The following is a 21,188-nucleotide window of genomic DNA, read 5'->3' on the forward strand; positions in this document are numbered from 1 at the left end:
ATCTGTTGCAGAAACGAAAATATTTATATTTTTTGCCCTTGAAAGCCCACTTATTGCCCCTATCTCTTCCAGCACGAGGCCGGAAGCCATGCAGTCCGGTTCAACCCCAAAAAATGAATGATTGGACTTCTCAAAGGAGAGCTATCAAATGAAAATTCGTCCATTGCACGATCGCGTCATCGTCAAGCGTAAAGAAGTTGAAGCTAAATCAGCGGGCGGCATCGTGCTGACCGGTTCAGCTGCCGGTAAATCTACCCGCGGTGAAGTCCTGGCTGTTGGCAAAGGCCGCATCCTGGAAAACGGTGAAGTTAAGCCACTGGACGTAAAAGTGGGTGATCTGGTGATTTTCAGCGAAGGCTACGGTGCTAAAACCGAGAAAATCGACAACGAAGAAGTTCTGATCATCTCCGAAAGCGACATCCTTGCAGTAGTTGAAGCGTAATTTACGCGTAATTCACTGAACGAAACGAATTTAAGGGATATTTGAAATGGCAGCTAAAGACGTAAAATTCGGTAATGACGCACGCGTGAAAATGCTGCGTGGCGTAAACGTACTGGCAGATGCAGTAAAAGTTACCCTGGGCCCGAAAGGCCGTAACGTGGTTCTGGATAAATCTTTTGGTGCACCGACCATCACTAAAGATGGCGTTTCTGTTGCGCGTGAAATCGAGCTGGAAGACAAGTTCGAAAACATGGGCGCACAGATGGTGAAAGAAGTTGCCTCTAAAGCGAACGACGCAGCAGGCGACGGCACCACCACCGCAACCGTACTGGCTCAGGCAATCATCACCGAAGGCCTGAAAGCTGTGGCTGCGGGCATGAACCCGATGGATCTGAAGCGCGGTATCGATAAAGCAGTTATCGCTGCCGTTGAAGAACTGAAAACCCTGTCTGTACCTTGCCAGGATTCACGCGCTATCGCACAGGTTGGCACCATCTCTGCTAACTCCGACGAAACCGTTGGTACTCTGATCGCTGACGCGATGGACAAAGTGGGCAAAGAAGGCGTTATCACCGTTGAAGAAGGCACCGGCCTGCAAGACGAGCTGGACGTGGTTGAAGGTATGCAGTTTGATCGCGGCTACCTGTCTCCGTACTTCATCAACAAGCCAGAAACAGGCGCAGTTGAGCTGGAAACCCCGTTCATCCTGCTGGCTGACAAGAAAATCTCTAACATCCGCGAAATGCTGCCAGTGCTGGAAGCCGTTGCTAAAGCCGGTAAGCCACTGCTGATCATTGCAGAAGACGTGGAAGGTGAAGCACTGGCAACGCTGGTGGTGAACACCATGCGCGGTATCGTGAAAGTGGCTGCGGTTAAAGCACCTGGCTTCGGCGACCGTCGTAAAGCCATGCTGCAGGATATCGCTATCTTGACCGGCGGTACCGTGATCTCTGAAGAGATCGGTATGGAGCTGGAAAAAGCAACTCTGGAAGATCTGGGTCAGGCTAAGCGCGTTGTCATCAACAAAGACACCACCACCATCATTGATGGCGTGGGCGATCAAGGCGCTATCTCTGGCCGCGTTACTCAGATTCGTCAGCAGATTGAAGAAGCGACCTCTGATTACGACAAAGAGAAACTGCAGGAGCGCGTAGCGAAACTGGCAGGCGGCGTAGCCGTTCTGAAAGTAGGCGCAGCAACTGAAGTTGAAATGAAAGAGAAAAAAGCACGCGTTGAAGATGCTCTGCACGCGACCCGTGCTGCAGTAGAAGAAGGCGTGGTTGCTGGTGGTGGTGTGGCGCTGGTTCGCGTTGCAGCGAAAATCGCCGCATCTGGCCTGAAAGGCGATAACGAAGATCAGAACGTGGGTATCAAAGTTGCGCTGCGCGCAATGGAAGCGCCACTGCGTCAGATCGTTTCTAACGCCGGCGAAGAGCCTTCAGTTGTTGCTAACAACGTGAAAGCGGGCGACGGTAACTACGGTTACAACGCGCAGACCGAAGAGTACGGCAACATGATCGACTTCGGTATCCTGGACCCAACCAAAGTGACCCGTTCTGCGCTGCAGTACGCTTCATCTGTTGCAGGCCTGATGATCACCACCGAAGCGATGGTGACCGATCTGCCTAAAAACGATGCACCTGATTTAGGTGGCGCTGGCGGTATGGGTGGCATGGGCGGAATGGGCGGCATGATGTAATTGCCCCTGACTGCTTAAGTCATCTGGAAAACCCCCGATCGGAAACGGTCGGGGGTTTTTCTTTTGCTGGGGAACAAGGTATAAGTAAGGGCGCAATACTTCGGCTTTACGGGTTTAGGGCAATGAATGTTCAGAAAAAAAGTGCGCTTTTCTGCTACGCTGCCGCCCGACACTGATGATAATAAATGGGGATTACAATGCGGATTAACCTCTTGCTCGGTCTGGCAGTCGGAACTTTACTGCTGGCGGGCTGTAGCAGCTCCAATCAACTGAGTGCTGGCGGCGAACGTGTGACCTTCGTCGACCAACAACCCGCGAGTCAATGTCAGCTGCTGGGAACGCTTACCGGCTCCCAGAGCAACTGGCTGAGCGGTTCAGGCGGTGAAGGCAGTTCACTGCGTGGCGCAGCTAACGACCTGCGTAACCGCGCGGCTGAAATGGGCGGCAACGTGATTTATGGTGCCACCAGCCCGACGCAGAATTTGCTGTCAGCTTTCGCGCCGCTCGATAGCAAAATGACCGGCCAGGTGTATAAGTGCCCATAAGTTGCAGTCGTAAAAAAAGCCGCTGATGCGGCTTTTTTTATTCCTGACGCAGCTGTAAATCCAGCGGCGTTTTGCTTGGCTCGCCGCCAATCTCGCGCGCCAGTTTTGGCACCATATAACCGGACACCATCGCCAGCAGCTGGCGCACTAGCACGCGCGCTTCTTTATCGGAAACAAAGAAGTGCGCCGCGCCTTGCACCTTATCCAGCACGTGCAGGTAGTAGGGCAGAATGCCGGCATCAAACAGCGCATTACTGAGATCCGCCAGCGTCTGCGCATCATCATTCACATCACGCAGCAACACGCTCTGATTAAGCAGCGTAACGCCCGCACGCTTCAGCATCTGCATGCCGTAACGCAGCTCATCATCAATTTCCTGCGCGTGGTTGATATGGCTCACCATCAACACCTGCAGACGCGTGTCGGCCAGAATCTGACACAAGCCTTCAGTGATGCGCGCCGGGATCACCACCGGCAAGCGGGTGTGAATACGCAGGCGTTTGAGGTGCGGGATTTTTTCCAGCGCGTCCACCAGCCATGCCAGCTCATGATCTTTCGCCATCAGCGGATCGCCGCCGGAGAAGATAATCTCATCCAGTTCCGGATGCGTGGCGATGTAATCAATCGCCGCTTGCCAGTTGCGCTTGTTGCCCTGGTTATCCTGATAGGGAAAATGACGGCGGAAACAGTAGCGGCAGTTGACCGCACAGCCGCCTTTTACCAGCAGCAGCGCACGGTTTCTATACTTATGCAGTAAACCCGGCACCACGCTGCTTTGTTCATCCAGCGGATCGGTGCTATAACCTGGCGCATCAATAAATTCCTGACGGCTGGTGAGCACTTGTAGCAGCAGCGGGTCCGTTGCATCGCCTTTTTTCATGCGTGCGATGAAGGCGCGCGGTACGCGCAGGGCGAAAAGCTTGCGTGCATCAGCGCCTGCAGCCAGATCAGCATGCTGATCAAGAGATAAAAGTTGCAGTAATTCAGCAGGTTCGGTGACAACATCAGCTAGTTGCTGCAACCAATCTTCTCTGACGGGGGGATTTAGGGTTACAATGTGTGCCATTTTTTTGGCTATTTACCAGTTCAATATTTACAGAGGGCCTTTATGGCGACTTATCTTAGCAACGATTTCCGTCCCGGTCTTAAAATCATGTTCGAAGGCGAGCCATATGCCATCGAAGCCAGTGAGTTCGTTAAGCCGGGTAAAGGCCAGGCATTTGCGCGCGTAAAAATGCGTCGTCTGCTGACCGGTTCTCGCGTTGAGAAGACCTTCAAATCTACTGACTCTGCCGAAGGCGCAGACGTTCGTGATATGACGCTGCAATACTCTTACAACGACGGCGACTTCTTCTACTTCATGCACCCGGAATCTTTCGAGCAGTATCAGATCGAATCTAAAGTGCTGGATGACGTGACCAAGTGGCTGCAGGACAATGCAGATTGTATCGTTACCCTGTGGAACGATAAAGCGATCGCTGTTCAGCCACCGAACTTCATCGAAGCTGAAGTTATCGAAACCGATCCAGGCCTGAAGGGTGATACCGCAGGTACTGGCGGTAAGCCAGCTACGCTGTCGACTGGCGCGGTAATCAAAGTGCCACTGTTCGTACAGATTGGCGAAGTGGTAAAAGTGGATACCCGCTCTGGCGAATACGTTTCTCGCGTAAAATAATCGTCAAATCAGGCGCATCATCGATGCGCCTTTTTTCTCTCTGTGTGTTTCCCTTCTCTTTTTTCATCCGCCCAATCCGCAGTTTTACAGATCAAGACTATGCTTTAAGAGCTGTACTTTTACTGCAACCAAAAAGGATATGGCTATGTTAAAGAAAAGTATTGTCGCGATTTTTTCCGTGCTGGTGCTCTCATCCGTTCTGACCGCTTGTAACACCACGCGTGGTGTTGGCGAAGATGTTCAGGCGGGCGGCAAAGCGATTCAGCGCAGCGCACAGTAAGATATTCCGGTGTGAAAGCGACTTTCGCACCGGTTCTCTCTATTTCTGCTCCACCCAAATCAGTTCATCCACCGGGAATCCGGCACTTCTGGCCTGTTCAACCAAACGTTGTTTAACGCTTTCATCCAGTTGCGGCGTACGCGACAGAATCCACAAGTAGCTACGATTCGGCCCGCACACCAGCGCATAGCGATAGTCAGGATCCAAGGCAATCACGTTGTAACCGCCATAGAACGGGCCAAAGAATGACACTTTAAGCGAGGCGCGCTGTTTATCGCCGGTGAAGTAGGCTTTGCCCACGCTCTCCTGCCAGCGCTGTTTCTGCTGATTGTAGCCACGATTGATCACCTTTAAGCCGCCATCGTCGCGCGGACTATAATTGGCAGTAACCTGTTGTAATCCGCGCTCAAAGCGGTGATCGAGGCGGGCGATCTCATACCATTGGCCGAGATAGCGCTGACTGTCGAAACCTTCTACCACCGTGACGCCTTTGGGCGGCGCGGTTGAGCAGGCAACCGACAGAAAGGCGCTCAGGCTGGCGAGCAGGGTTTTCCATGGGGACATTGTGGGATTCCTTTACGATTTTAATGGGTTAAGTATAGCTGCCCGATACCAAATTGCTGCCTGCGCCCGCTGTCGTTGTTTGCTATCGGCAATGCGGGTAGACTTCCACCCCTTATCTGTATGAGGAGTCATCAACATGAGCGAAACGGCAAGCTGGCAGCCGAGCGCATCCATTGCCAATTTGTTGAAACGCGCCGCTATCATCGCGGAAATACGTCGTTTCTTTGCCGATCGCGGCGTGCTGGAGGTCGATACCCCGGCGATGAGCCAGGCGACCATCACTGACATCCATCTGGTACCGTTCCAGACGCGTTTTGTTGGGCCAGGCGCAGCCGAAGGGCGCGATTTGTGGCTGATGACCAGTCCGGAATATCACATGAAGCGCCTGCTGGCGGCCGGAAGCGGCCCGATTTACCAGATGGGCCGCAGCTTCCGTAACGAGGAAGCCGGACGTCACCACAATCCCGAGTTCACCATGCTGGAGTGGTATCGTCCGCACTACGATATGTACCGCCTGATGAATGAAGTGGACGATTTGATGCAGCAGGTGCTGGAGTGCGATAGCGCGGAATCGCTGTCGTATCAGCAGGCATTTATCCGTCATCTGGAAGTGGATCCGCTGTCAGCCGATAAAGCGCAACTGCGCGAAGTGGCGGAGAAGCTGGGCGAGGGCGAGCTGGCGAATCGTGAAGAAGACCGCGATACGCTGCTGCAATTGCTGTTTATGCTGGGCGTTGAACCGAAGATTGGTAACGATAAGCCGTGCTTCGTCTACCACTTCCCTGCAACACAGGCTGCGCTGGCGGAGATCAGTACTGAAGATCACCGCGTCGCCGAGCGTTTCGAGGTCTATTACAAAGGGATTGAGCTGGCGAACGGTTTCCGTGAGTTAACCGATAGCCGTGAGCAGCGTCAGCGTTTTGAGCAGGACAATCGTCGTCGTGCTGCGCGTGGCCTGCCGCAACATCCTATCGATACCAATCTGCTGGATGCGCTGGCGCATGGTATGCCTGCTTGTTCTGGCGTGGCGTTGGGCGTAGATCGTTTGATTATGCTGGCGCTGAAAGCCAGCTCGCTGAGCGAAGTGATCGCCTTTCCGGTCGATCGCAGCTAAATCATCAGGGCGCACAAGCGCCCTTATGGCGTGGTGGTGGCGGGCGCGGTCACTTCCGGGAATTCCTGAATCGTCACCGGCAAGGTCATTTTCTTTTCATTGCGCAAAATCTGCACGTCAATCACCGAACCCGGACGAATTTCTGCCACCTGATCCATGGTTTCCTGCGCTGAGAGCGCCGGTTTGCCATTCACTTCCAGCAGCACGTCATTAGCCTGAATGCCGGCGCTATCCGCGGGCCCGCCCGGCGTGACGTCGCTAACGATAATGCCCTGTACGCGATCGAGATTATTGCCCTGGCCATGCAGCGGCGGCAGTTCGCGTCCTGTAATGCCGATATAGCCGCGAATCACCCGGCCATCACGAATCAGCTTATCCATGATTTTGCTCGCCAGCGCGGTAGGAATGGCGAAACCAATCCCTTCCGGCGTTTCGCCATCGCTGCTTTTATCAAACGTCAGGGTATTAATGCCCATCAGTTCGCCCAGCGAGTTAATCAATGCGCCGCCCGAGTTGCCCTGATTGATTGAGGCATCGGTCTGCAGGAAATTTTGTCGTCCGGATGAGCTCAGGCCCACGCGTCCGGTGGCGCTGATAATGCCTTGCGTCACGGTTTGGCCGAGGTTGTACGGGTTGCCGATCGCCATGACGACGTCGCCGATGTGCGCGATACGTTTGGCGTTGATGGGGATAACCGGCAAGTTGGAGGCGCTGATTTTCAACACTGCTAAATCGGTCATGGCATCGGAACCCACTAAGGTGGCTTCGAAGAAGCGTCCATCCTGCAGCGCGACGATGATCTGATCGGCGTTATTAATCACATGTTTATTCGTGAGGATGTAGCCTTTGCCGTTCATGATCACGCCGGAGCCGAGCGTGGTGATGCCGCGATTATTGTTACCGTGGGCGCTGCGGTTATAGACGTTGACGACTGCGGGCACGGCGCGTCGCACACCCTGATTAAAACTAACGGGTGCTTCATCGTCGCTATTGTCATGTTCAAAGGTGATGTTGCTGCCCATACGCAGCGCAGGGATCGCGACAAGCAGTAAGCCAGCCACGATCAGGCCCATCACCACAGAACGCAAAAGTTTAAGAAACATGGTGTTATTTCAAGCCAGGTGAGATCGCAGGGCAGAATAGCATGAGAAGGGCGGACAAACACCTGCTTGTCCGCCTGATGCGAGGATTATCGCAGAAGCAGGTAAATACTCTCTTCGCCGCGCACCACGTTCAGTGCCAGCACCGGTGGTTTGCCTTCCAGCACTTTGCGCATTTCGGCAATAGAAGCGACGCGATTGCGGTTCACGCCGATGATCACATCATCTTTCTGCAAACCGACTTGCTCCGCTGGTGTGCCTTTTTCGATGGCATCGACTTTCACGCCTTTATCACCGGTTTTGGTCGCGCCGTCGCTCAGCGTTGCGCCTTGCAGTGCCGGAGACATCAACTGTGCGCTGGCGGTGGTTTGCGCACTCTGTTCCAGTGTAACGGTAACGTTGACCGGTTTGCCTTCACGCAGCAGGCCGATTTTCACGTCCTGGCCCGGCGGCGTGGTTCCGACTTTCACGCGCAGCTCGGCAAAGCTGGTGATCGGCTTATCATTGATCGAGGTAATGATATCGCCGGCTTTGATGCCCGCTTTCTCGGCGGCTGACTTCGGCAGTACTTCTGAAACAAAGGCACCGCGCTGCGCATCAACGTTAAACGCTTTGGCGATATCGGCGGTCATTTCCGTGCCTTTGATGCCGAGCTGACCGCGCTTCACTTCGCCGAACTGAATCAGCTGCTGCGCCAGATTCATCGCCATGTTGGCGGGAATGGCGAAGCCAATGCCGATGTTGCCGCCGCTTGAGGCCAGAATCGCGGTGTTGATACCAATCAACTCGCCATTCAGGTTCACCAGCGCACCGCCGGAGTTACCGCGGTTAATCGCGGCATCGGTCTGAATGAAGTTTTCCAGACCTTCCAGATTCAGGCCGCTACGACCCAGCGCGGAGATAATGCCCGATGTGGCCGTTTGACCCAGACCAAACGGATTTCCGATGGCCACGGCAAAATCACCCACTTTGAGCGAATCGGAATCGGCGATTTTTATCTGCGTGAGATTTTTCGCGCCTTCAACCTGAATCAAGGCGATGTCGGTTTGTTCATCGTGACCAATTAACTTGGCGTCATATTCGTTGCCGTCACCCAACTGCACGCTAATTTTATCGGCGTTGCTGACCACATGGTTGTTGGTGAGGATGTAGCCTTTAGCGGCATCGATGATCACGCCAGAACCCAGTCCTTCAAAGGGCTGCGGCTGAGATTGGCCCGGTGCCTGACCAAAAAAGCGCTTCAGCGGTTCAGGAATCTCCTGCGCCTGCTGGCCGCTGTCGGTACCTTCAACACGCACGCTCACTACTGCGGGCAGAACTTTTTCCAGCATCGGTGCCAGGCTTGGCAATGCTTGTCCCTGAATCTGGGCGGGAAGAGTCGCCAGCGCACTCGGCGCCGCAGCCAAACTCATCCCGATACCCAAGGCTAATGCGCTTAACAGACGTGCTTGTTTTTTCATTGCTACAACGCTCTCGCTGCGAAAGGGATAAAAGAAGTGTGACAGTAGTTTGTGGTTTGTGTTCGAAAACAAAAAGGGCACAGCCAAGCTGTGCCCCAAAAGGATTAATTACGCGGTGCGCGGTCGCTGCCACGTAACAGGCCGGATGCGCCTTCAGAGTAATCGCGCGGCATCTGTACCGGCGCCTGATCGTTATCCGCTTCGGCTTCCGTTAGCTGGTAGGCAAACGGGTTTTTCTCGCCTGGCAGGTTTGGCAGCAGGTCGTTAGATCCTTTCGCCATGTGCTGATACAGCTGGCGATAATCATGCGCCATGTTGTCCAGCAGCTCGGCGCTGCGGGCGAAGTGGTTAGTGAGCTCCTCGCGGTAATCCGCCAGCTCCGACTTCGTTTTTTCCAGTTCATACTGCATGCTACGCTGCTCGCGCAGCTTCTTGTTGCCAAAACGCATGACGACAGCGCCGACAATAATGCCAATCACTAAACCAATCAGCCCGTATTCCCAGGTCATAATGACTCCCGTGTAATTTCCGTTGTTTCGTAGGGCATTGCTTCTGTTGCAACATCAACTTCAATAGCAGCCACTATACCCAATAATCTATTGGAAGTGGAACTATCGGGCTGCATCGCTTAGTGTAGAGCGGCCTAATTTTCGTCAACCGACCCGTGAATCGGACTTTTTCAGGGATTCTGAGAGAACCATGCAAACCTCATCTCCGCTTGCACGCTACGAGCAGGCGCTGTCGCAGGGCGAATTTCGCCCGGATGACGTACAACGAGAAGCGATTACCCGCTTAGATACCATCCAGCAAGGATTGATTGCCCGCCAGCAACAGGTTGAACCGGCTGCCAAAGGTCTGTTTGGCCGCTTGTCTAAGATGATCAACCAAGAGAAAAGCACCCGCGAAGCGCCCGTACGCGGCCTTTATATGTGGGGCGGTGTGGGACGCGGTAAAACCTGGGTGATGGATCTGTTTTTTCAGTCAATTCCTGGTGATCGTAAGCTGCGCCTGCATTTCCACCGCTTTATGCTGCGTGTCCATCAGGAGCTGACGCAGCTGCAAGGCCATAGCGATCCGTTGTTGATTGTTGCCGATCGCTTTAAAGCGGAAACCGATATTCTCTGTTTCGATGAGTTTTTTGTCTCGGATATCACCGATGCGATGCTGCTGGGCACGCTGATGGAAGCACTGTTTGCGCGCGGCATTTCGCTGGTGGCAACCTCGAACATTCCGCCGGATGAGCTCTATCGCAATGGCCTGCAGCGCCCGCGTTTCCTGCCAGCCATCGAACAAATCAAGCGTCATTGTGACGTGATGAACGTTGACGCCGGCATCGATTACCGCTTGCGCACCTTAACCTCGGCGCATTTGTGGAACTTCCCGCTCAACGATGCCACGCACAGTGAAATGGAGCGCATGTTCCGCGCGCTGTCAGGCAAAGCGCGTGAAGACGCGCCGGTGCTGGAGATCAACCATCGTCAGATGCCGACGCTCGGCGTGCATGAAGGCGTGCTGGCGATCAATTTCCTGACGCTGTGCGGCGAAGGGCGCAGTCAGCACGACTATATTGAGCTCTCGCGCCGTTTTCATAGCGTCTTGCTGTATGATGTGCCGGTGATGATTTATAAGACCGAAGATCAGGCGCGCCGCTTCCTGGCGCTGATCGATGAGTTCTACGAACGCCACGTGAAACTGGTTGTCGCGGCGGAAACATCACTGTTTGAAATTTATCAGGGCACACGCTTGAAGTTTGAGTATCAGCGCTGCTTGTCGCGTTTGCAGGAGATGCAGAGCGAAGAGTATTTGCGTCTGCCGCATCTGCCCTGATGACGTGGCATAAATCGTAGGTTTTAGATGCAAAAAGGTTCGATCTTTGAGTTCGACTTCTCTATAATCTTGCGACCCCACGTTACAGCATCGGTTTTCTTTCCCAAGAACTCGATGTGATCCGGTAACTCACTTGAAGGGGTGGCTTGCTGGGCAAAATGGTCGTGTGAGCCTCAATCGTTTACTTAGCGTTTGGGATTTCACCAACGTGTAACTTTTTATTTGGGTAAGCTTTTCAATGAAAACTTTTACAGCTAAACCAGAAACCGTACAGCGTGACTGGTATGTTGTTGACGCAACGGGCAAAACCTTGGGTCGCCTGGCGACTGAACTGGCGCGCCGTCTGCGTGGTAAGCATAAAGCGGAATACACTCCGCACGTTGATACCGGTGATTACATCATCGTTCTGAACGCAGAAAAAGTTGCTGTAACCGGCAACAAGCGTACTGACAAGATTTACTATCACCACACTGGCCACATCGGTGGTATCAAGCAAGCGACCTTTGCAGAGATGATCGAGCGCCGTCCTGAGCGTGTGATTGAAATCGCGGTTAAAGGCATGCTGCCGAAAGGCCCACTGGGTCGTGCTATGTACCGTAAACTGAAAGTTTACGCAGGCAACGAGCACAACCACGCGGCGCAGCAACCGCAAGTTCTTGACATTTAATCGGGATTATAGGCAATGGCTGAAACTCAAAACTACGGCACTGGTCGCCGCAAAAGCTCTGCCGCTCGCGTCTTCATCAAGCCGGGTAGCGGTAACATCGTAATTAACCAGCGCTCTTTGGAGCAATACTTCGGTCGCGAGACTGCACGCATGGTCGTGCGTCAGCCGCTGGAGCTGGTTGATATGGTTGGTAAATTTGACCTGTACATCACCGTTAAAGGTGGTGGTATTTCTGGTCAGGCTGGTGCGATCCGTCACGGTATCACACGCGCTCTGATGGAGTACGACGAGTCTCTGCGTTCTGAACTGCGTAAAGCGGGCTTCGTTACCCGTGATGCGCGTGAAGTTGAACGTAAGAAAGTCGGCCTGCGTAAAGCACGTCGTCGTCCGCAGTTCTCCAAGCGTTAATTGTTTGCTGCTTCGGCAGCGGCAGTTGGCTCAAAAAACCCGCTTCGGCGGGTTTTTTATTATCTGCATTTATGATTTTTTCCCACGAAAAACGCGAGCTTTACCCGCATTTTGCCCGCAAATCATCACGCCCGCCCCACAAGCTGCTTAAAATCTGGTAAACTCACTGTCACTTTGCGCCTGCGAGACGCAGCGTTGTGCTTGTCGTTCCTGTCGGGAAGACCGGACGATGCGACTAACGCTGACGGTAGGCGAATCTGATGAGCCGGTGAGTCGCCGCGTGGTTGGCTATTCGCAGTATCTTTTTGTGAACAAACTTGGAGGTTTTCATGGCTGTCGCTGCCAACAAACGTTCGGTAATGACGCTGTTTTCTGGTCCGACTGACATTTTCAGCCATCAAGTACGTATCGTACTGGCTGAGAAGGGCGTCAGCGTGGAGATCGAGCAGGTTGAAACGGATAACCTGCCGCAGGATCTGATTGACCTCAACCCGTATCGCACCGTACCGACGCTGGTCGACCGTGAACTGACGCTGTATGAATCACGCATCATCATGGAATACCTCGATGAGCGTTTCCCGCATCCACCGCTGATGCCGGTTTATCCGGTCGCGCGCGGTGAAAGCCGTCTGATGATGCACCGCATTGAACAGGATTGGTACAGCCTGATGCGCACCATCGAAACCGCCAACGGTGCAGAAGCCGATGCAGCGCGCAAGCAACTGCGTGAAGAGCTGCTGGCGATTGCGCCACTGTTCGCACGCACGCCGTTCTTTATGAGCGAAGAGTTCAGCCTGGTGGATTGCTATCTGGCGCCGCTGCTGTGGCGCTTGCCGCAGATGGGTGTTGATCTGTCTGGCGCGGGTTCAAAAGAGCTGAAAGGCTATATGACGCGCGTGTTTGAACGTGACTCTTTCCTTGCGTCACTGACGGAAGCAGAACGTGAAATGCGCCTGCAAGCTCGGGGCTAATGTATGGAAATGTCGCAACTAACGGCGCGTCGTCCTTACTTGTTGCGGGCGTTCTACGACTGGTTGCTTGATAATCAGTTGACGCCGCATCTGGTGGTCGACATCAATCTGCCTGGTGTGCAGGTGCCGCTGGAATATGCGCGTGATGGACAGATCGTTCTGAACATCGCGCCACGTGCGGTAGGCAATCTTGACCTCGCCAATGATGAAGTGCGTTTCAACGCGCGTTTCGGTGGCGTACCCCGTCAGGTTTCTGTGCCGATGGCTGCGGTTCTGGCGATTTATGCCCGTGAAAACGGCGCTGGCACCATGTTCGAACCGGAACCGGCTTATGAGCTGGCAACGGACGATCAGGATGGTAGCGGTCAGGAAGAGACGATGATGTCTGTGATTGATGGCGATCGTCCGGATGATGCGACTGACGACGATCACTCGCCAGATGATGAGCCGCCGCCGCGTGGCGGACGACCTTCACTGCGTGTGGTGAAGTAAAACGTGCATAAAAAAACGGGCCGATTGGCCCGTTTTTTTATGCCTGCGCGTCTTAGTAGACGTCGCGCAGGTAGCGTTTATCTTTCTTCAGCTGATCAACGTAAGCCGCCGCACGCTCGCTGGACAAGCCACCGAACTGACGAACCACTTCATACAGCGCGGCATCAACGTCTTTTGCCATGCGTGATGCATCGCCACACACGTAGAAGTACGCGCCATCCTGCAGCCAGGCGTACAGCTCAGCGCCTTTCTCAAGCATGCGATTTTGTACGTAGATCTTCTCTTCCTGATCGCGCGAGAAGGCCAGATCCAGATTAGTCAGCAGACCTTTCTCCTGCCATGCCTGCAGCTCTTCTTCGTAGATGTAATCGTGTGCCTGATGCTGGTCACCGAAGAACAGCCAGTTTTTACCTTCTGCGCCCGTTGCCTGACGTTCCTGCAGGAAGGCGCGGAACGGTGCGATACCGGTGCCTGGTCCAACCATGATCAGCGGTGCATTGCCGTTTGACGGTACGCGGAATGCTTTGTTCGGCGAGATGAAGATCGCCGGCTTTTCGCCGCGACGTACACGTTCAGCCAGATAAGTTGAGCACACACCTTTACGCTCGCGGCCGCCGCTGTGATAGCGCACGGAAGCGATGGTCAGATGTACCTGATTTGGATGCGCTTTCGAGCTCGACGAGATGGAGTAGGCGCGATGCTGCAGTGGACGCAGCATGGCAACGAATTCCGGCACCGACAAGCTGCGCGTCAGCTCAAGCTGCAGCAGATCCAGCGTGTCTTTGCCCCACAGCCAAACGGCAAGGGTATCTTTGTCGTCGTGCTGCAACACGTGACGCAGTTCCTGGTTGGTGGTGTTCTGACCAACCCATTCAATCAGTTTGCGTGACGGCTCTGAAATTTCGAACTGATAAGTCAGCAGATCGCCAAGGTTACGGTCAAAGCCAGGTACCGGCGTTTCGTAATCGGCTTTCAACTGAGTCAGCAGCAGTGAAACCAGTGACGCGTCGTTCACCGGGATCACACCCAGCGCATCGCCCGCTTCATATTTCAGGCCGCTGTCGGTGAGATCAAACTCAAAGTGACGAATATCTTTCGCCGACTCTTCAGCCGACAGGCGCTTATTGGTCGCCAATGCTGCCGCATAAGGGTTTTGCTTATTGCTGCCCGGAATGACAGGTGCTTCTGGCGCGCTTTCTAATGCATTACCGCTGCTGCCCGCACTGGCGGCGAATTGCGGCATTGCCGTGCCAATCCATTCGCTGGATGGCTCTTCGAAGTCGATATCGCAGTCTATACGATCGGCGACGCGTTTCGCACCGAGCTGCTCCAGACGCATATCGATGAATTTACCTGCCTGGCAGAAACCGTCGTAGCCGGTGTCGCCAATTGCCAATACCGCAAAGTGCATCTGCTCCAGACGCGGCGCAGTGCTGGCTGAAATCGCGTTCCAGAACAGCTGAGCGTTATCCGGCATTTCGCCTTCGCCGTAAGTCGAGGTAACGATCAGCACGTGACGCATGGTGGCGAACACATCCAGATCCACTTCGCCCAGCGCCTGCACCACCGGCACCAAACCTTTGGCGCGTGCGGCTTTAGCTGCCGTTTGCGACAGCGCTTCAGCATTACCGGTCTGTGAACCGAACAGGATATGCAACTGGGTATTTGCACCCGCAGCCGGTGCGCTCTGCTTGTCTTCTAATACCAGCAGGCGCGAATGGAGACCGGCGAGGAAGCCCGCCAGCCAGTATTTCTGCTCACCGTTAAACGGTGCATCTTCAGGAATGTAAGGAATTTTCATCGGTAAGGCACTCAATCCTGTTCAATCAAAATATAAAAACTAAATTACACATGTTCATTAGCACTGTAATCAGGAAAGTTTCCCGACCGCAGCAGCGATTTCTGGCAGTGCAGCACGCGCAAACAGCTCTTCAAAATCAGGCAGATGGCCCAGTACTTCACGGTTGCAGGCATCCTGATAAATGATCCAGCCGTATGTCGCCAGGCTGTCCATGGAGCGAATGTTGCGCTGCGTTAATGCCGCTTTGTAATCTGCCATACGTTTAGCGGCGATCAGGCTTGCCAGCTCGTCATCGCTGTAGCTCTCAATCGCAGAGCGTGCATGACGTTGCAGTCGGCTTATTAAGGTGAAATCTTCGGTCATCAGCAGATTGCGTACCGCTTTTTCCACCGCTGGATCTTCCACCGCCGTGCCTTTCGGCAGTTTGCCCAGAGCCAGCTGCTGCGCGAGGCTGAGAACGGTGTAGTTGTTCAGCAGAACAAACATCTCCAGCGTATCGGTCGCGCCGTAAGCCGGAACAGCACCGTTAGCAATGGTTTTACCGTCACGCCAGGCCGATTTGAACTTCGTCACCTGATGCGCAGCCAGCGACGTTGACAGCTCTTCGAGCAGGTCTTTACGTGATTTGGCTTTGAGGATTTCGGTGCCATCCTGATACAGCAGCAGCGAACGCGGCATCACATACACAAAGTGATGACACTCGGTTTCCCAGTTATCCAGCAGCCAGGCCGCGCGTGGCGATTGGGTTGCTTCCAGATGCCAGTTCAGCATGGTCAGCACCGCTTGCTTGTGCACCTGCGCCATTTCATCTTCATCGGCGATGGAGCCAAACAGCACCGAATCACCTGCCGCGTGCGCAGCCAGCGATCCATACGGGTCGTACTGGTAAGCGAAACCGCCGCTCATGCCGTTACCGAAGCCTTTACCAAAGGTGCCAAGGTTAAGAATGGCGCCGTTGGTCATGTATTCGCAGCAGAAGTCACCCACGCCTTCAACTACCGCAGTTGCGCCGGAGTTACGCACGGCGAAGCGGTCACCCGCCTGGCCCTGAACAAACAGACGACCGCCGGTCGCGCCAAACAGCGCGAAGTTACCGATCAACACGTTGCCATCGCTGTCCTGTGCGCCGCCGCCTGGTGACATTACCACCAATTCGCCGCCGCACTGGCCTTTGCCGACGCCGTCGTTACAGGTGCCGTAATGCTTCATTTGCATGCCGTCGTTGCAGAACGCGCCGAAAGACTGGCCGGCAGAACCGCTGGTATTAATCAGCACGCTACGCGGTGCCAGATAGTGACGACCGCGATCGTCTTTCATTACCGCTGGCAATGCTGCCAGTTGATCTTTAGGTAACTCATGGTTCAGCATGCGCTCGATATCGATCGCCAGCTGACCGCCCACGCTCTTGTTACGGTTGTTCAGGGTGATGCCCGCGCCCAGCGCGATTTCACGGCTTCCTACGCCAACCAGCTGCGTTTTCAGCTCGTTAACCCAGCCATCATCCAATTCAAAGTCTTTTTCCAGATACACCGGTTTAGCAATTTTCTGCTCTGGCACCACGGTCAACATAGCGCGCAGATCCAGTTTGCCGACTTCCAGCGGGTGATCCATCAAGTGCAGAAGATCCGAACGGCCACGCGCTTCGCGCAATGAACGCAGACCGAGGCGGGCGAGGAACTCACGCACTTCCTGCGCCACGTTGATGAAGTACTGCGCCAGCTGACGCGGATCACCATCAAAGGCTTCGGCGTTGGTGGTTAAACCGGCCGGGCATTTGACGTTACAGTTTTTCGCCATCACGCATTTCAACATCATCAGCGCGGTGGTGCCGAACTCGAAGCTGTCGCCACCGAGCAGGGCAGATTTGATCACATCGCTGCCGGTCTGCTGCGCGCCGGAGCAGCGCAGCTGCACTTTGTCGCGCAGGCCGTTAGCACACAGCGCCTGATGCACTTCGGCAATACCGATTTCCGCGACGCGGCCGGTATATTTCAGGCTGGTAACCGAAGCCGCGCCGGTGCCGCCGGTGTTACCCGCGACGTTAATCACATCCGCGCCGGCTTTCGCCACGCCGACGGCGATGGTGCCGATACCTTCAGATGAAACCAGCTTGACGATGACGCGCACGCGCGCGGCTTTACAGTCGTGGATCAGCTGAGCCAAATCCTCGATGGAGTAAGTGTCGTGGTGCGGTGGCGGTGAAACCAGCTCAACACCCGGCGTACCGCCACGCGCTGCGGCAATCTCAACGGTCACTTTCGGTGCCGGCAACTGACCGCCTTCACCGGGCTTAGCGCCCTGGCCGATTTTGATCTCCAGCTCTTCCAGCATTGGATCGGCCAGATAAGCCGCCCACACGCCGAAACGACCGGATGCCAACTGCTTAATACGTGACGCACGGATGGTGCCGTGACGTGAATAGTGCTCGCCACCTTCACCGCAGTTGCTCATGCCGCCAACCATGTTGGTACCGTGCGCGACAGCTTCGTGCGCCGGCGCCACCAGCGCACCGTGGCTCATCGCACCTGAAGCAAAGGTACGCGTGATTTCATGTGCAGGTTGAATCTCTTCCAACGGCAGCGATGGCAGCGCGGTGAAGATCAGCGACAGATAATCAGCGGCTTTGCCGTAAGCGGTGATGTGCAACACGCCATCCGCCACGCTGCTGCTTTCGATATCGTCGGTGAAACGGGTTTTCAGCGCACGCGCCAGCGCTTCAAGGCGCTCGTTCTCTGGTTTCAGGCCCGCAATCGCATCGATCAGACGCAGCTCAAACTGGTTCAGGCTGCCGTTCACCGCTTCACACTTCAGGCCACGCGTAGCGAAGCCGTTGTTCACCAGCGAGTAGCGGCCCAGTTTGCGGCCGAATTCGGCTTCGCTATCAACGTGGGTCAAATCGCACGGCAGCGCAAGGATGTCACGCAGCGCCGCAGGACGACGTTTACGCTCGGCATGCATCAGGCCGGAGAACTGACGGTAATCTGGCGTGATGGCAAAGGTGTCGATCACATCATTCGGGATGCGCTCAAAGCTGCTGTCTTTAAAGGCTTCTGCTTTGATGTTGAATGCGTTATCCAGTTTGGCCAACGTCATCAAACGAATAAAGTTGTCCTCTTCGCGCTCTTTATTAGCAAAGCGAATCGGCTGTTCCGTCATATCGATAAAGGTACGTACCGCGATGGTACCGTACGAGTGTCCCGCGCCTTCAGCACGCTCTTTGAACAGGCCGAGCAACGGTACTTCCGCTTCGCCCTGAATTTTCAACGAGCTCTGGTGCCAGTCAACTGCCATCTGAGCGATCGCCGGGAAGCCTGCGCCGCCGACAGGAGTTTTGATATTCGGGAAATATTTCTTCAATACCGGATCGTCGGTATTCAGGAAGTTCGGCTCGAAGAACTCGCCGCAGCTGTAGCTCTCAACAGTACACAGGCCGACTTTACCCATGGTTTTCATCAGCGCTTTTTCGGCTGCTTTGGCATAGCGTTTAAAGGCTTTATTGCCTTCTTCGCCTTCACCGAATTTCTCTTCCGCACGCATCTGCACGCCGAGTGGGTAAACGGCAGAAGCACCGAAGCCCAGCGTCGCCGCGATGTGGTGTGAAGAGATGCTTTGACCACTTTCGACTACCAGCGAAACATCCAGGCGCAGACCTTCCTGCACTAAGCGCTGGTTGATCGCCGACACCATCAGCAGCATCGGAATCGCTGCGTGCGTTGAGGAGATATGACGATCGGTGATCACCGCGATGCCGCCTTGCTGGCGTGCGAAATCCACCACATGCTGGGCTAAGTCATCAATGGCTTTTTCCAGCGCGTTGGCGTTGGCCGCACGGCTGACGATATCTTTGCCAACGACTGGCTCGTACAGCATCTCGAAGCGCGCATAAGGTGCGACGGTTTGCTCGCGCAGGCGCAGCATGTCGAGGTGCGTCAGAATTGGCGTTGGAACAATGATTTGCTGACCTTTGCTGCGGCCGAGATGCGGTTTTGCACCCAGAGCAACACGCAGCGTCATGCCGTCCGCTTCACGAATCGAATCGAGCGGCGGGTTGGTGACTTGTGCAAAACGTTGTGAGAAGTAGTGCGCCATGCCGCCTTCGTGATCGGACAGGCCGTTGATGGCGTTGCCGTAACCCATTGCTGAGATCTTCTCAGCGCCGGTTTGCAGCATCGGGTCCATCATGAATTTGAAGCTTTCCTGGTTGTAGTAGTAGGCGACAAAACGCTGATAGGTTTTGAGGTCACCACGATAACGCAGCGGCGAGCCGAGCTGCTCTGCCTGAATTTCCGGCAAGTCGGCGAGATCGATACGCGCTTTGCCCAGCAGCGACAGGTAATCTTTTTCAGCCGCCAGTTTTTCCAGCGCTTCAACCGTGGTGTAAGAGCGTTTCTCTTTGTGATCGTAATAGAGCATGCCGCCCGCTTCGATACGGCCACGACGCAGTACGCTTTCCGGTGGGAAGGCGATCTGGCCTGCTTCAGACATCGCACCGATGTATTCCGCAGTTTCAACGGAACGCAGTGGACGGAGGCCGAGGCGGTCAAGACGCGCGCCGATCACTTCACCGTTACCGAAGATCAGCGCAGCTGGGCCATCGTTCTTCTCTTCATATAAAGAGAAGTACTCGAGCATGGCGCGCACTTCGTTTGAGAGTGACGTATCGTTCTCCCACGCCGGCGGCATCATCGAAACCACGGCGTTGATCAGGTCGAGATTATCTTCCATCAAACGGCTGTGGATGCTCTGGTCGAGACGTGAGCTGTCTGACTGACCTTTTGGACGCACGATTTTTTTACCGCGCGCCAGCATCAGTGCCGCTTCAGCAATGCGATTTTTACGATCGGTGTTCAGCTCGCCGTTGTGCGCCATTAAGCGGAACGGTTGCGCCATGGTGGTATGCGGATCGGTGTTGGTCGAGAAGCGGGTGTGGAAAAACAGCCCGCGCACCTGATGGTCCGCATCGGTCAAATCTTTGAAGTATGGGATCACTTCGTTGGAGTTCAGGCGTGCTTTAAATACCTGCGTGCGCGAAGAGAGCGACAGCGGATAGAGGCCGCCGAATTCGCTTTCGGTAAAGGCGCGTGCTTCGATATCCAGCAGCGCGCGATAAATCTGGCGCTCGAATTCGAGTTGTTCAGTCACTTCCTGCGGCGCGGCAAAAATCCACTGCACAATCGGCAGCTGGAATTGCAGGGCGGCCGGGCGCGTCACGCTGCCGTCCAACGGCATATCGCGTTTCACTAAGATCGGGAAGTTATGCGCCGCCAGCGTTTCTTCAACCAAACGCTCAGCGTTGGCTCGCAGCTCTGCATCTTTTGGCACAAAAAAGTTACCGACGCCGAAACGGCCGGCTTCCAGCGCCAGACCGGTAACCTTGCGGAAGAAGTTCAGGGAGAGATCGACGTTTACACCCGCGCCATCGCCCACGCCTTCGGCAGACATGCCGCCACGATGCGGGACTGTGCATAGCGCGCTATGGGCCATCCGCAGAATCTCATGAGTCTGCTCGCCGTCCTTACGGGTAATGAAACCTACACCACAGCTATCACTTCCGGCTGATGGGTCATACAAACCATAGGGATTCGGTTTTTGCGTGGACATTGAGAGTCTCCTTAAACTTCTTTTGACATTACCTGCATTATTTCGCGTACCGCAGCGTGGCATTTAGAGCCAACGCGGCGGTATCAATTCTTGTGCCGCTCAGTAAAGAGCGGGCGTCGCAGCACCGAGCAAAGGCTCTCAAGACACTGTTGTCACGTCCTTAATGAGCTGCTCTTTTTATTCCGGTCTCTTTCGGGAGATAGCTTGCATCCAGAGGGAGGCTTCTTGCTGCATAGATATGCCGAGACACAGGCCCACCAGGAAAGCTTCCAGTGGAATTCCAACTTATCGGGAAAGCGAACTCAGGTCAAATAGCCAGCTTTGTTGCGGGTAATTGGCTTTTTCGTCACTTAATTAAATGATTATTAAGGTTTTATTGCGTAAATTTATGTCAATCTCCCGCTGCGCATTCCCCCAGGAAGTGTGAGCCGTCTCACTGTGACCCAGCCCTCTAATATCCAAACAATGCTGGCAGGAAGGGTTATAACAGCATTTAATTCTGTTGGGGGCAGTTGATACACAGCATGTATCTGTTTTTCTTA

At 54.6% G+C, this 21,188-nt stretch carries 18 protein-coding genes; 11 read left to right on the top strand and 7 right to left on the bottom strand.

The genetic code is table 11. The annotated features are described in order from the left end of the window. Positions 1-148 precede the first annotated feature (148 nt). From NR302_RS02250 to NR302_RS02260, 3 genes are all read left to right on the top strand, one after another. On the top strand, positions 149-442 hold the full coding sequence (locus NR302_RS02250) for a co-chaperone GroES (protein WP_008104420.1): 294 nt from the start codon (positions 149-151) through the stop codon (positions 440-442). A 46-nt stretch (positions 443-488) separates the two neighbouring features. Then, complete coding sequence (gene groL, locus NR302_RS02255) at positions 489-2,141, top strand: chaperonin GroEL (protein ID WP_256698241.1); 1,653 nt, start codon at positions 489-491, stop codon at positions 2,139-2,141. Between the two features lie 197 nt (positions 2,142-2,338). Next, positions 2,339-2,686: a DUF4156 domain-containing protein gene (locus NR302_RS02260; protein ID WP_008104416.1), complete on the top strand. Its 348-nt coding sequence runs from the start codon at positions 2,339-2,341 to the stop codon at positions 2,684-2,686. 37 nt (positions 2,687-2,723) lie between these two features. Here NR302_RS02260 and epmB read toward each other — a convergent pair whose 3' ends face one another. Next, complete coding sequence (gene epmB, locus NR302_RS02265) at positions 2,724-3,752, bottom strand: EF-P beta-lysylation protein EpmB (RefSeq protein WP_258144445.1); 1,029 nt, start codon at positions 3,750-3,752, stop codon at positions 2,724-2,726. A gap of 42 nt (positions 3,753-3,794) precedes the next feature. On the opposite strand from epmB, the gene efp reads away from it, so the two are divergent. After that, the gene (efp, locus tag NR302_RS02270; RefSeq protein ID WP_008104410.1) at positions 3,795-4,361 is read left to right on the top strand and encodes an elongation factor P; all 567 of its coding nucleotides are present in this window, start codon (positions 3,795-3,797) and stop codon (positions 4,359-4,361) included. A 145-nt stretch (positions 4,362-4,506) separates the two neighbouring features. After that, on the top strand, positions 4,507-4,641 hold the full coding sequence (locus NR302_RS02275; protein WP_008104408.1) for an entericidin A/B family lipoprotein: 135 nt from the start codon (positions 4,507-4,509) through the stop codon (positions 4,639-4,641). Positions 4,642-4,680: 39 nt separating this feature from the next. On the opposite strand, the gene NR302_RS02280 is transcribed toward NR302_RS02275, so the two are convergent. Continuing rightward, positions 4,681-5,205 (bottom strand): lipocalin family protein, encoded by a 525-nt coding sequence (locus NR302_RS02280; protein ID WP_154154535.1) that lies wholly within the window; start codon positions 5,203-5,205, stop codon positions 4,681-4,683. 136 nt (positions 5,206-5,341) lie between these two features. On the opposite strand from NR302_RS02280, the gene epmA reads away from it, so the two are divergent. Beyond that, entirely contained in the window at positions 5,342-6,319 is a 978-nt protein-coding gene (gene epmA / locus NR302_RS02285) for an elongation factor P--(R)-beta-lysine ligase (RefSeq protein WP_008104404.1), read from the top strand. Positions 6,320-6,342: 23 nt separating this feature from the next. Here epmA and degS read toward each other — a convergent pair whose 3' ends face one another. The 3 genes from degS to zapG all read right to left on the bottom strand — a co-directional run bounded on the left by degS (position 6,343) and on the right by zapG (position 9,388). Beyond that, entirely contained in the window at positions 6,343-7,422 is a 1,080-nt protein-coding gene (gene degS, locus NR302_RS02290) for an outer membrane-stress sensor serine endopeptidase DegS (RefSeq protein ID WP_008104403.1), read from the bottom strand. An 86-nt stretch (positions 7,423-7,508) separates the two neighbouring features. Then, entirely contained in the window at positions 7,509-8,879 is a 1,371-nt protein-coding gene (degQ, locus tag NR302_RS02295) for a serine endoprotease DegQ (RefSeq protein WP_008104400.1), read from the bottom strand. 104 nt (positions 8,880-8,983) lie between these two features. Beyond that, on the bottom strand, positions 8,984-9,388 hold the full coding sequence (zapG, locus tag NR302_RS02300; protein ID WP_008104398.1) for a Z-ring associated protein ZapG: 405 nt from the start codon (positions 9,386-9,388) through the stop codon (positions 8,984-8,986). 190 nt (positions 9,389-9,578) lie between these two features. Between zapG and zapE the strand changes: the two genes are divergently transcribed. The 5 genes from zapE (at position 9,579) to sspB (ending at position 13,244) form a co-directional block, all read left to right on the top strand. Beyond that, complete coding sequence (gene zapE / locus NR302_RS02305) at positions 9,579-10,706, top strand: cell division protein ZapE (protein WP_258144446.1); 1,128 nt, start codon at positions 9,579-9,581, stop codon at positions 10,704-10,706. A gap of 238 nt (positions 10,707-10,944) precedes the next feature. Next, a complete protein-coding gene (gene rplM, locus NR302_RS02310) occupies positions 10,945-11,373 on the top strand; it encodes a 50S ribosomal protein L13 (protein ID WP_007886599.1) in 429 nt (142 codons plus the stop codon). Between the two features lie 15 nt (positions 11,374-11,388). Beyond that, complete coding sequence (gene rpsI / locus NR302_RS02315; protein ID WP_007886600.1) at positions 11,389-11,781, top strand: 30S ribosomal protein S9; 393 nt, start codon at positions 11,389-11,391, stop codon at positions 11,779-11,781. Positions 11,782-12,110: 329 nt separating this feature from the next. Then, on the top strand, positions 12,111-12,752 hold the full coding sequence (sspA, locus tag NR302_RS02320; RefSeq protein ID WP_008104394.1) for a stringent starvation protein SspA: 642 nt from the start codon (positions 12,111-12,113) through the stop codon (positions 12,750-12,752). A gap of 3 nt (positions 12,753-12,755) precedes the next feature. Further along, positions 12,756-13,244 (top strand): ClpXP protease specificity-enhancing factor, encoded by a 489-nt coding sequence (gene sspB / locus NR302_RS02325; protein ID WP_008104391.1) that lies wholly within the window; start codon positions 12,756-12,758, stop codon positions 13,242-13,244. A 52-nt stretch (positions 13,245-13,296) separates the two neighbouring features. On the opposite strand, the gene NR302_RS02330 is transcribed toward sspB, so the two are convergent. Then, positions 13,297-15,045 carry a sulfite reductase subunit alpha gene (locus tag NR302_RS02330; protein ID WP_008104389.1) on the bottom strand — a complete coding sequence of 583 codons (1,749 nt, stop codon included), beginning with the start codon at positions 15,043-15,045 and terminating at the stop codon, positions 13,297-13,299. A 69-nt stretch (positions 15,046-15,114) separates the two neighbouring features. Further along, on the bottom strand, positions 15,115-20,646 hold the full coding sequence (locus NR302_RS02335; protein WP_258144447.1) for a glutamate synthase-related protein: 5,532 nt from the start codon (positions 20,644-20,646) through the stop codon (positions 15,115-15,117). Positions 20,647-21,188: the final 542 nt, after the last annotated feature.

Source organism: Pantoea sp. SOD02, from assembly GCF_024707505.1.
Taxonomy (GTDB): Bacteria; Pseudomonadota; Gammaproteobacteria; order Enterobacterales; family Enterobacteriaceae; genus Pantoea; species Pantoea symbiotica.